Annotated in this window: 13 protein-coding genes and 2 pseudogenes; 7 read left to right on the forward strand and 8 right to left on the reverse strand. The window is 66.3% G+C overall.

The annotated features are described in order from the left end of the window. On the forward strand, nt 1-865 hold an 865-nt coding region (locus tag VGI62_RS04985), incomplete at its 5' end, for a GntR family transcriptional regulator (protein WP_331503292.1). A gap of 117 nt (nt 866-982) precedes the next feature. On the opposite strand, the gene VGI62_RS04990 is transcribed toward VGI62_RS04985, so the two are convergent. Together VGI62_RS04990 and VGI62_RS04995 are read right to left on the reverse strand one after the other, a co-directional pair. Next, a complete protein-coding gene (locus tag VGI62_RS04990; protein WP_331503293.1) occupies nt 983-1306 on the reverse strand; it encodes a UBP-type zinc finger domain-containing protein in 324 nt (107 codons plus the stop codon). Nucleotides 1307-1427: 121 nt separating this feature from the next. Beyond that, nucleotides 1428-1757, reverse strand: a complete 330-nt coding sequence (locus VGI62_RS04995) for a hypothetical protein (protein WP_331503294.1) — start codon at nt 1755-1757, stop codon at nt 1428-1430. Between the two features lie 236 nt (nt 1758-1993). On the opposite strand from VGI62_RS04995, the gene VGI62_RS05000 reads away from it, so the two are divergent. Next, nucleotides 1994-2554 (forward strand): DUF2239 family protein, encoded by a 561-nt coding sequence (locus VGI62_RS05000; RefSeq protein WP_331503295.1) that lies wholly within the window; start codon nt 1994-1996, stop codon nt 2552-2554. Nucleotides 2555-2799: 245 nt separating this feature from the next. After that, complete coding sequence (locus VGI62_RS05005) at nt 2800-4341, forward strand: carboxylesterase/lipase family protein (RefSeq protein ID WP_331503296.1); 1542 nt, start codon at nt 2800-2802, stop codon at nt 4339-4341. A gap of 14 nt (nt 4342-4355) precedes the next feature. Here the strand turns inward: VGI62_RS05005 and VGI62_RS22400 are convergent. Together VGI62_RS22400 and VGI62_RS05010 are read right to left on the reverse strand one after the other, a co-directional pair. Beyond that, nucleotides 4356-4478: pseudogene (locus VGI62_RS22400) on the reverse strand (PEPxxWA-CTERM sorting domain-containing protein); the annotation flags it as partial. 84 nt (nt 4479-4562) lie between these two features. Further along, nucleotides 4563-5585: pseudogene (locus VGI62_RS05010) on the reverse strand (alkaline phosphatase family protein); the annotation flags it as partial. 356 nt (nt 5586-5941) lie between these two features. Here VGI62_RS05010 and VGI62_RS05015 point away from each other — a divergent pair. Both VGI62_RS05015 and VGI62_RS05020 read left to right on the forward strand, forming a co-directional pair. After that, nucleotides 5942-6607 carry a helix-turn-helix transcriptional regulator gene (locus VGI62_RS05015; protein ID WP_331503298.1) on the forward strand — a complete coding sequence of 222 codons (666 nt, stop codon included), beginning with the start codon at nt 5942-5944 and terminating at the stop codon, nt 6605-6607. Nucleotides 6608-6733: 126 nt separating this feature from the next. Continuing rightward, nucleotides 6734-7279 (forward strand): SOS response-associated peptidase, encoded by a 546-nt coding sequence (locus VGI62_RS05020; protein WP_331503299.1) that lies wholly within the window; start codon nt 6734-6736, stop codon nt 7277-7279. Nucleotides 7280-7380: 101 nt separating this feature from the next. Here the strand turns inward: VGI62_RS05020 and VGI62_RS05025 are convergent, their stop codons facing one another. The 3 genes from VGI62_RS05025 to VGI62_RS05035 form a co-directional block, all read right to left on the reverse strand. After that, nucleotides 7381-7575 (reverse strand): DUF3126 family protein, encoded by a 195-nt coding sequence (locus VGI62_RS05025; RefSeq protein ID WP_407072646.1) that lies wholly within the window; start codon nt 7573-7575, stop codon nt 7381-7383. Between the two features lie 71 nt (nt 7576-7646). After that, on the reverse strand, nt 7647-8480 hold the full coding sequence (gene cysE / locus VGI62_RS05030) for a serine O-acetyltransferase (RefSeq protein WP_331503301.1): 834 nt from the start codon (nt 8478-8480) through the stop codon (nt 7647-7649). Between the two features lie 29 nt (nt 8481-8509). Beyond that, a complete protein-coding gene (locus tag VGI62_RS05035) occupies nt 8510-9124 on the reverse strand; it encodes an NUDIX hydrolase (RefSeq protein ID WP_331503302.1) in 615 nt (204 codons plus the stop codon). A 98-nt stretch (nt 9125-9222) separates the two neighbouring features. Here VGI62_RS05035 and VGI62_RS05040 point away from each other — a divergent pair, with 98 nt between their 5' ends. After that, the gene (locus tag VGI62_RS05040) at nt 9223-9840 is read left to right on the forward strand and encodes a nitroreductase (protein ID WP_331503303.1); all 618 of its coding nucleotides are present in this window, start codon (nt 9223-9225) and stop codon (nt 9838-9840) included. A gap of 292 nt (nt 9841-10132) precedes the next feature. Here the strand turns inward: VGI62_RS05040 and queF are convergent, their stop codons facing one another. Continuing rightward, a complete protein-coding gene (gene queF, locus VGI62_RS05045) occupies nt 10133-10588 on the reverse strand; it encodes a preQ(1) synthase (RefSeq protein ID WP_331503304.1) in 456 nt (151 codons plus the stop codon). Nucleotides 10589-10685: 97 nt separating this feature from the next. Between queF and VGI62_RS05050 the strand changes: the two genes are divergently transcribed. Next, nucleotides 10686-11293, forward strand: a 608-nt coding sequence (locus VGI62_RS05050) for an SDR family NAD(P)-dependent oxidoreductase (RefSeq protein WP_331503305.1), incomplete at its 3' end; no start/stop codon positions are given.

Genomic DNA, 11293 nt, shown 5'->3' on the forward strand with positions numbered 1-11293 from the left:
ACCAAGTTTCGCCGATACAGCGCCTGGACCGGCGCCTATGGTCGCCTGGATCATATCTGCGGACCGTGAGCGCCGGGAAATCTCAATGGCTGAACGTTATCTGTCTCCCGTCCTTCGCGACTTTCCGAATATTGCTCATCACACAGCGCCACTCAGAGGCGTCGAAGCTGCGATCTACAACGGGCTCTGGCGCCCGATCGTCGACGGCAAACTCAAGCCGGGCGCTAAACTGCGCGAGGACATAATCTGCGAGACGTTCGACGTCAGCCGCACCCTGGTCCGCAAAGTCATGGTCATCATGGAGCAGGAGGGCATAGTCCAGCTGCCGCCAAATCACGGCGCCTATGTCGCCGCGCCCTCGCCTGACGAGGCTCGGAACGTAAACGAGGCCACCCGTCTCATTGGCCTCTACGCAGTCTCTCAGCTTGCTGCGCCCGGCTATTTGCTCTCAAACGAAAATGCCGAACGCATCGAACGCCACATCGCCCTGCAGTCAGAGGCAGAGGACAATAACGATTTTGCCCTGGCGCGAATTCTGACCGGCGAGTTCTACATTCTTTTGACGCATATTTACGGCAATCCGATCCTGGCCGGTCAATTCGAGAGCCTGGTTACTCGTTTTCTACTCGCGAGAACGTTATATCAGGCCGATGGGTATCACCCCGTTCGGGCCGAATTGCATCGGGATATTCTGCGGCACATTCAATCCAACGAACAGGAAGCCGCCGTCGCGAAGGTCACTGACGTGTTCGACTCGATCGAAAGGAGCCTTCGCTTTGACGTCGGCGACGATGAGGACGCGCTGAGGGCTGTTCTGGCCGGCGACCATGGCGCAGCGCCTCGAGCCGCGAAGCGGAGATCCTAGCGCCGCCCCTTCAACAGCCGACTTCCGGAGGGGCTCGCCAAGCGTGCTCACCGTCGCCGGGCCGATCGGCGTCGCGGTGTCAGCCAGGCCCTGCCGGATCGAAGACGGTCTGCGATCTCAGTAGTAACGCGGGATCGGACCCAGTTGCGGCGTCTGATCCGGGAGCTGCACCATCACATTGTCTACGTAGCAGTAACCCCAGCCCTCAGGCGGATCATAGCCTTCTATGATCGGATGACCGCTGGCGCGGAAGTGCTTGGTGGCATGGCGGTTGGGCGAGTCGTCGCAACAGCCAACGTGGCCGCAGGTTCGACACAGCCGCAAGTGAAGCCACACCGCACCAATCCGAAGGCAATCCTCGCATCCCCTTGCGCTTGGCGTCACCTCGTGGATGGCGTCGCCATGCGTGCAGGTCGGCAATCGGCCGCTTCGATCAGTCATCGCGGTCATCCATCGAGGCCGAAGGGTCTTGCAGGGCCAAGCCCACAAAGCCAGCGGCCAGGTGGTCCCGCACCCGGCGACGTCGATGGCGTCGACGGTGCGGGGCCTCAATCCGTGGCGGCTATTTGTGGCAGGTGTCCTTCACCGAGATACAGGTGTTTCCGCAGGCCTTGCCCTTCACACACTTCTTTGCGGCGCCCGCCGCGGGCGCCGCGGAGGCCACCTTGGTCTGGGCCGGCGGGGCGCTGGCGGGCGTTGCGCCGGCAGCCGGGCATTTCGTGAACTTGCCCTTGGCGTCCTTGCAGGAGGCCGCCTTGGCGGGTGCGGCCGCGGCGGGCGCCGGACATTTGACGAATTTCCCTTTGGCGTCTTTGCAGGACTCGGCTCCCGCAGCTCCAGCGAGGCTGAGCGCAAAGGCGGCGGTGGCTAGGAACGTGAAAGCACGGCGCATAGCTGACTCCCCATGTGGAAGGCCAAGCTCCCACCCCCAGGGGGCGACCGCAAGCCAAACGAACACGCCAAGGCTCTGAGCGCCTAAAAGAGCCCTGCGTTGAAGGTCGCCCAAGGCGAGCCTGCGGGCACGACCTCCCGCGGGCTCGCGTCGGGAGCAGCGGTTGACTAGAATTCCTTCTGCTTCGGCCAAGGCGTGACTCGCGGTAGGCGCTCTTAAGAAAGCTGAACAAGCCGATGACCCGCTCCGAGGCCGCCCGACTGACGGCTTTCCTGCAGGGCGCACGGGTCGCCCAGGGGGGAGCCGCCGACATCGCGCGGTGCGCCGAGCGCCATCCGAACGAACTGCTGACAATTATCGACGACCGAACGGGTGCGACGGTGGACCTGGACCTGCGGCGCTCACCTGAAGCCGCACTCGGCGATCAGGACTCGTCTGCGAAAGTCGCCCGCGGCCGACCGAGACTTGGCGTAACGGCTCGTGAAATCACGCTGCTGCCGCGGCATTGGGAATGGCTGGCGGCTCAGCCGGGTGGTGCGTCGGCGGCCCTCCGTCGACTCGTCGACCAGGCGCGTCGGGAGACCGAGGGAGCGGACCGGACGCGCCTTGCCCAGGAAGCGACTTATCGAGCCATGACCACCCTGGCCGGCGATCTGCCGGGCTACGAGGAAGCCGCGCGCGCCCTGTTCGCCGGGGACCGGGAACGGTTCGGCGCGTTGACGAGCGCGTGGCCCAAGGACATCGGTGACTACATCCGCAGCCTTAGTGAAGCGGCCTACCCCGCCGCCATGAGCTAACGCTTCGGAGCCTATCAGGGGGACCCGCCGCTTGCGTGCGGCGTTCGGCAAGACTGCGCCTCGCCACGGCCCCACAATAACCCGGCCCGGGCCAAAATGACCCTGCGGGCCCGGCTGCCGAGGCCTGCAGAGCCGACCTTCGATCCGTCTCTTGACCCGTCGCCGAGCCCCGCTCAACCTTGCCACCAGCGCGTGCTCCCGCGTCTGAAGCGGCAAACCAAAAGGCGGAATCCAGGGGAGAGAAAATGCGCCTTCGTACCTTCTTGGCCGTTGCGTCGGCCGCGTTGGCCCTCGCCGGCTCCGCGGCCGCTCTATCCCCCGTCGCCCCGGACGCCGCCAGGGTCGCTGAGGGCGAGCTCCACGGCTCCGTCGCCGGCGAGGTCGCCAGCTTCAAGGGCATTCCCTTCGCCGCACCCCCGCTCGGCGACCTGCGCTGGCGCCCACCGCAGCCCGCCAAGACCTGGACCGGCGTTCGCCAGGCGAACGCGTACGGCCCCATGTGCATGCAGATGCGCGCCGCCCCGGCCGGAACGAACCAGTCCGAGGACTGCCTCACACTCAACGTCTGGACTCCCGCCAACCGCAAGCCCGGCGCGAAGCTGCCGGTGATGGTCTGGATCCACGGCGGGTCTTTCACCGGCGGTTCCGGCTCCAACGCCATCTATGACGGAACCCACTTCGCCGAGCGCGGGGTGGTGCTGGTCACCGTCAACTATCGCCTCGGCCGGCTGGGCTTCTTCTATCACCCGGCGCTGGCGGCCGAGCATCCGGGTGAGCCGCTCGCCAACTACGGCATGATGGACAACCTCGCCGCCTTGAAGTGGGTGCAGGCCAATATCGCCGCCTTCGGCGGCGACCCGGCCAACGTCACGGTTTTTGGCGAATCCGCCGGTGGCATCCTGATCAACGACCTGATGGCCTCCCCCCAGGCCAGGGGCCTTTTCGCCAAGGCGATATCGGAATCCGGCTTCGGTCGCATTCCCGGCCTGCCGCTGAAGGGCGACGGCCCCGATACGGCTGAGAAACAGGGCCTGGCCTACGCCACCGGCCTGGGCGTTACCGGCGCAGGTCCAGACTCGTTGAAGGCTCTTCGCGCGCTCAGCCCCGCCCGGCTTTCCGTCCCTGCCGGCCAGGTCACCCCGATCCTCGACGGCGTGATCCTCCCCGAGGGGCCGGCCGCCGCCTTTGCGGCAGGGCGCGAGCTCAAGGTCCCCTACATCGCCGGAGGCAACAGTTGGGAGGCGAGCCTCTTTCCGAAGAACACCCCGCTCGACCGGGCCGGCCCACTTCGCGACAAGCTGATCGCGGCCTATGGCGCGCCTACGGACCTGACGAACGTCCAGTGGGACTTAGGCACCGAGGCTGCGGTGATCGAGCCCGACCGCCTGCTCGCCCGCCTGCACACGAAGAACGGCCAGAAGGCCTGGGTCTACTACATGTCCTATATCCCCGCGGCCCAGCGCGCGAGCGTCCACGGCATGAGCCACGGCGGAGAACTCATGTACGTATTCAATACCTTGCCGGACCACGACATGACGTTTGGAACCCGCACGATCGCTGCGGCCACGCCCGCCGATCGCAAGATCAGCGAGGCCATGATCGCCTATTGGGTCGCCTTCGCCAAAGCCACCGATCCCGATAGCGCCGGCGGCCCCGCGTGGCCGGCCTACACGCCCGCCGACGAGGCGGTCCTCGAGTTCGGCGCCGACGGCGTCAATGTCCGCCCGTCCTTCCACAAGGCCAGCCTCGACCTTGTGGAACAGCTCGAATCCGCCGGCGCCCGCTGACGATCTCTTGAGCCTCAGGCCCGGAACTGGGGGACCGCGGCCCCGCTCCTGCGCCGAAGCAAGGCGCCGATCCCGCCGAAGCCCACGATCATCATCGCCCAGGTCGCCGGCTCGGGCACGCCGTTCGGAATGACGTTCGCCTGGAACAGGTCGCGCAGGTCGGTCGCATTGGCCGCATCGCCGATGAAGGGCTCACCGGGCCCGCCCGAAACGCCGAACACCTCCTGCCAGGTCCTAAGATCCGAGGAGTGGGTGTAGCTGATGGTGTTCGTGTAGGCGTTCCCCTTGGCCAGGGGAGAGATCACGATCTCGGTGCTGGTGAACCCGTTTGTGCTCTGGCCATCCCCTTCGGTCTCATCGTTCCAGATGACGATGACGCCGTTGTTCTGGAACGCCTGGGAAGCCTCGATCTGCGGGACAAGTTGCGACAGGAAGTTGTCGCCCTGCGCGATGCTCGCCGCGTCCCCCGTGAAATGGGTCCCGTTGTAGGTGAACCCGCCGGTCAGGGCCGTATGCATGTCGTTGAACTGGTCCGGCGTGATCCAGTTGTACCGGGCGACGGTATTGTTCGCGAGGTCGGTCGTAAGCTGCTGCAGGGGCGCATAGAACCTCGCTTCCGGATTGTTGGGCGAAGCGTCGTTGCCGCCGTTGGTCGCGGTGAAGAACACCTGCGGATTATGCTTGGCGGCGTAATCGAACTGGTGGCTGCCGTTATAGGCGTTCGTGTAGGTGGGGGAGACGCCGGCGGAATTGGTCAGGGGCGCCGTATACTGACTGAGGGGCACGACCGTGTTGGTGAGGTTGCCGCTCACCGTGGCGAGGTCGGTATCCTCCTGATACGAGCGCCAGGTTGTCCCCTGCGCCTGCAGGCTGGCGCTGAGGCTGGGTCCGCTGACGATGTTGCTCGGAAACGGCTGGGCGTCGTTGAGAGGGCCGCTCTTGCCGGCCTCTGACCAGACATAGTTCGGCTCGGACGGGTGGATCGGCTGCCCGTTTTGCGGCGGCACATTGGTGTAGTTGCTGGCGTAGGAGACCATGGCCGCGTTCGGGTTGCCCGGTGTCACCAGGCTATTGATGAAGGGCGCCGCGGCGTTGCCGAGGATCGGCTGCGGCGAGAGCACGCCCGCCGGCTGGGTGAAATTGTGGTTCTCCAGGGCGATGACGAATACGGTCCCGATCGAGGCCGCATGCGCGCTCGAAGCGGCGAGCGCGACGGCGCCCGCCAAGGCAATACGTTTCAACATGGTCGACTCCTGAAAATGGGTCGCCCAGGCGCCTGACAGCTGGAGCACCCGGGCGCGCCAAGGTCCGGTCGAGCCGTGTCAGCCCGACAACACACCGATGACGATTTGCGGAAGAGCCCGTGACAAAGGCCCCGCTTGTCGCCGTACCGGCGACGCAAGAGCGCCTCGGCGCCGGGCCGACGGGCTGAGCTCCAGGTTGAGCTTGATACTCGGCCGGCCGCTTGCGAACGACCCCACGAGCAGACCGGGGGCGCCGCTCTCGTCAGGACGAACCTGTCGCGCATTGACGGCGCCACGCCGCGACTGTAGAAAAAATACTTATGTGTTTCAAATTTCGTCTGTAGCTTTTCTGCTGCATGGTCTACCGAGCCCTGACGATGGATGAACGCTGCCAGCGCCTGCGCGAATCCCGCATCGCCAAGGGATTTGAGACCGCTGCGGCGGCGGCCGACGCCTTTGGCTGGAACCGCAACACCTATGCTTCGAACGAGAACGGCAACGCGCCCTTCTCCTATCGCCGGGCCAAGGAGTACGCCGCGGCTTTCGGCGTGCGGCCCGAGTGGCTCTACGACGCCGCCGGCTCCATGCTGCCCGCCGCCCAGGCCGGCTTCGTGCCGATCATCGGCCGGGTCGGGGCCAATCCCGAAGGCCTCGTGCTGTTCGCCCAGGGGCAGGAACCCGGGGATCTGGCTCCGATCCCGCCCGGCGGCACGGACAAGGCCGTGGCTCTCCTCGTGGTCGGACATTCCATGCGCGGCATCGCCGACGACGGCGCCCTGATCTATTTCGAGGACCAGCGGACGGCGGTCACGCCCGACATGCTGGGTCACGTGGTGGTCGTCGAGGTCGATACCGACGAGGTGTTGGTCAAGCGTCTGCTGCGAGGCTCCCGCGCCGGGCGCTACGACCTGGAAAGCATCGCAGGCCCCACCCGCCGCGACGCCAAGCTCCGCTGGGCGGCGCATATCACCGCGATCATCCCGCCCTTCCAGGCACGCCGGATCATTCGCGGCGCGGCCTGATCCTTTGGCCCCCCTTGGCCCGTCGGGCCGTCGGTCGGCCCTCCTCCTCGCAAGCAAAGGCCGCGCATCGCGCGCCGAGGGATCGGCCATGGACGCCGCCGCGGCGAGCGGCCTAACTGGTGGGCCATGTGCAACGAATATCGCTTCAAGCAATCCCTCGACCGCATCGCTGACGAATTCAGCCAGCTGAGGCTGCCGATCCATTGGGAGGGCGGTGCGCCAAACATCGAGCCGCGCGATTCGATCCGCCCTACCGATCCGGCCCCCATCCTTTTGGGCTCGCCCGAGGGCGCCGAACTCAGGCAGCTCCGCTGGGGGTTCGCCTCACCGCGGGGCCCGGTGATCAACTTTCGTTCGGATGGCCGGCGCTTCCCAAGCGGCCGCTGCCTGATCCCGGCCGACGGCTTCTATGAGTTCACCGGCGAAAAGGCTCCGAAGTCGAAGTGGCTCTTCACGGCCGCTGACACCGATTTCTTTTGTATCGCCGGTCTGGTGCGCGAGGACCGCTTCACCATGCTGACCATGGAGCCCGGCCCCGACATCGCCCCCTACCACAACCGCCAGATCGTGATCCTGCCGCGGCCACAATGGGCCGACTGGCTGGGTCCGTCCTCAGACGCCGTGATTCCCGCGCTGCCAGCCGGCAGCCTGAAAGTCGAACAAATCCGCTAGGTTGAAGGCTCGACGATCAGACTTCACAGCTATGCATGTTCAGGCGGCCCCTTGGGACTCCCTGGTCGGACTGGGTGAACCTGGCCGAACCTGACGCCTGGCTAGGGCAGGTCTTCGGACAGGATCGCCATCTCGAACATGAACGAGCCGTCTCCGTCCTCGTCTTCGAACACCACGCCGACGAACTCCTCGCCGACGTAGACCTCGGCTGAGTCCTTCTGCTTGGGCCGCGGTGTCAGGGTGATGCGGGCGTTGGCGAAGGTGCCACGCAGGTGGCCTTCGATCTTGCGGATCATCTTCTCGTCCAAGCCAACGCTCCTTGATTGCGGCGGCGCGAACCTAGCCGTTCACGACGGTTCCGAAAACCTCAGATCACGTAGTCGTAGACGGCTTCTGCAAGGGTATGATCCATGGTCTTGGCCGGCTCGTCGCAAGTTGGGCAGTTGACCAGCCTCGCCGGGACGCCGGCGGCCGTGCAGCCGGCCGGCACGGGCTTCAACACCACCGAGCCGGAGGCGATCTTCGCGTAATCGCCGATCGTGATGTTGCCGAGCACCTTGGCGCCGGCGCCCAGGAGAACGCCCTTACCGATCTTCGGGTGACGGTCGCCGCGCTCGGCGCCGGTGCCGCCCAGCGTGACGCCCTGCAGCATGGAGACATCGTCGCCGATCACTGCGGTCTCACCGATCACGATGCCCGTGCCGTGGTCCACGAACACGCCGCGGCCGATCTGAGTCGCTGGATGGATATCCACCTGGAAGAGTTCGCTCATGCGGCTCTGCAGGTAGAGGGCCAGCGTTTCGCGCCCCTCGGCCCACAGCCAGTGGGCCACGCGCTGGGTCTGCAGCGCCAGGAAGCCCTTGAAGAACAGGAACGGTTGGACATAGCCCTTGCAGGCCGGGTCGCGCTCGAACACCGCCTTCAGGTCGGCCTCGGCGGTGTCCACCAACGCCGGGTCGCTCGCATAGGCCTCCTCCGCGATCTCGCGGATGCTCATCGCCCGCAGCTCCTGGTCGCCCAGCTTGCGCGCAAGCTGGTAGGAGAGCGCCCCGCCAAGGCTCTTGTGGTTCAGGATCACCGCCGCCAGGAGGCTCGCCAAGGCAGCTTCGCTTTGCGCGGCCGCGTGCGCTTCATTGCGCAACGCCGCCCAAACCGGCGGCGCAATGGCCGGGTCGACGACTTCAAGGCGTTGCTGGCTCATCAGTTCCTCCCGGCCCATCAGGCGCCTCCCTACCTTAACATGGCGCGTGCGACAGCGCCCGGCAAAGACCCTTCGCTGGCCATATGGTAGCCCCGCAGCAACATCGCCACTGTCAGCATGTCCGGAAGATACCCGGCCATGGCCAGGTCCAGCGCCTCGCGAAATGGCACGCGAACCAGCGTGATCGCCTCGGTGTCGTCGGCCGGATGCGCGACCGGGACATCCGATAGCCCCAGCGCCAGATATCCGATCATCCACTCGTCGGTCACCGAATTGGAGAGCTGCGTCTTCAGGATTTGGCGCCACTCGGCCGCCGCGAGGCCAGTCTCTTCGGCCAGCTCGCGCCTCGCGCCGGCAAGGGGATCTTCGTCCAGCGGCGCGCCGCCCTCAGGCAGTTCCCAGCTATAGTCGCCATGCGGGAAGCGGTGCTGACCGACCAGGACGACCGTCCCATCCTCATGAACCGGCAGGACCGCGACCGCCACGTTCTTGAACCGCACCAGGCCGTAGCGCGCGGGATTTCCCGTGGGCGCCGTCGCCGTCTGGTCGGTCACCCGGATCCAGCCGCTCTCATAGACCAGTTGCTCGTCACCGGCCTTCCAGGGCGTCCCATGAGGTCTGAGCCAGGCGGGTTTCTGCAGCATGCGTCGAGAGCTCGCCTTGCGATGGGCGCGCACGCCCCCATAAAGGAGCACCCTACAGCCATTTCCTGAATGGCTGTCTTAACCGTCAAGAGGCGCCCGTGCCCGTTGCCCCGCCACCCGCCCCGGAATTCGGCTCCCCGGTCGACATGACCCCGGTCCCCGAGGTGCTGGCCTTCCTCGCCGCCCGGCGTTCGACCTCGGCGGTGACGCTGACGGAGCCTGCGCCCAGCGCCGGCGAGCTCGGCATCCTCCTGCGGCTGGCCACGCGCGTGCCCGACCATGGCAAGCTCGCACCCTGGCGGTTTGTGATCCTGGACGGCGAGGCCAAGGCCGAATTCAGCGCCCAGCTGGAGGCGCTGGCCCTCGGCCGCGGCGACCAGACCGCGGCCGCCAAGCTCGCGAAGCTGAAGGTTCCGCCGCTGGCCGTAGCCGTGATCTCGGCGCCGCGTGCGGCCGCCATCCCGGAATGGGAGCAGCGGCTCTCCGCCGGCGCCGTCTGCGCCACCCTGCTCTATGCGGCCCTCGCCATGGGATACGGCGCCAACTGGATCACTGATTGGTACGCTTACGACGCCGACGCAGGCGCGATCCTTGGTCTGCGTGATGGGGAAAAGGTCGCCGGCTTCCTGCTGATGGGCACCCCGCGCGAGCCGCCGCTTGAACGTGAACGCCCGGAGCTGGACCCTCTCGTCAGCCGCTGGCGCAGCGCGGGCTAGGGCCCTGATACACGACGGCCGGACGGCGCGAGGCGCCGACCGGCCTGAGGTGACACGCCCGAGGAGAGTTGGGCCAGTACTTTATAGGCTCGATTAATCATCTTGGAAAGCACCAAGAGCCTCGCCGTCAGAACATCGGTCACTTTTTCCTGAGAGTTGAAATGCTCGACCTCAGTCGTCAGCGCACGACTTCTATGAGGCGTAACCCGCCGAAAGCAGCCTTTGCGGATCAAGCAAGTCGTCGGCGCGCTCAAATCGGAGACGGCCACGGAATTTGCTTAAACGCCCCGGGTCAGCCCCGGCCGCGATAGGGGGCAACGCCTTGATCGGGAAGCCACAGGCCTTCGGGCGGCGCGCCGCTCTGCCAGAACACGTCGATGGGGATGCCACCGCGTGGAAACCAATAGCCGCCGATGCGCAGCCACGTGGGCTCGGCAACCGAGACGATGCGCCGCCCGATGGCCACCGTGCAATCCTCGTGGAACGCCCCGTGATTGCGGAACGAGGCCAAGTAGAGCTTCAGGGATTTGGACTCGATCAGCCAGTCGCCGGGCGCATAGTCGATCACCAGGTGCGCGAAATCCGGCTGGGCGGTCACCGGGCAGAGCGACGTGAACTCAGGGGCCGTAAAACGCGCCAGGTAGAGGACGCCGGCCTGCGGATTGGGCACGCGCTCCAGCACGGCCTCCTCCGGGCTTGCGAAACCGCGGACCTCGCGGCCGAGCTGCGTCAGCGTTGTTTCGTCCATCTCGGCGGCTTTAGCCCTGGCGCTGCGTCCCCGCAACCGAGACAGCCGCGCAGCTTGCCGCTAATCAGGACCACAAACTGGAGGAGGAGACGGCGCAATGTCCGGCGGTTTCGAAGACTTCGTGGTGGTTGTAACCGGGGCTTCAACCGGTCTTGGGCGCGCCATCGCCGTTGAAACGGCCCGCCAAGGCGCCAAGGCAGTGGTGGTCAACTATGCCCACAACGCCGCCGAAGCCGAGGAGACCGCTCGTCTGGTGGAGGCCGAGGGCGCCAAGGCGGTCCTGGCGCAGGGCGACGTCGCGCTCGACGCAGATTGCCGCAAGATCGCCGCGGCGGCCGAGCCCTTCGGCCGTCTTGACGCCCTGTTCAACAACGCAGGAATCACGCGCTTCGCAAATCATGCCGACCTCGAGGCGGTTTCCGCCCAGGACTTCCTGGATCTTTATGCGGTCAACGTGGTGGGCGCCTACCAGATGGTCCGCGCCTGCCGGGCGCTTTTGGAAGCCGCGCCTCAGCCGGGCGCGGTCGTCAATACCGCCTCGATCGCAGGCGTCACGGGCATCGGCTCGTCGGTGCCCTACGCCGCCTCGAAAGGGGCGCTCACCACCATGACCCTGTCGCTGGCCCGCGCTCTCGCACCGAAGATCCGCGTCAACGCCGTGTGCCCGGGCTTCATCGACACGCCCTGGTTCGGCAAGGGACTGCC

It is taken from the genome of Phenylobacterium sp. (assembly GCF_036495085.1).
Lineage (GTDB): Bacteria > Pseudomonadota > Alphaproteobacteria > Caulobacterales > Caulobacteraceae > Phenylobacterium.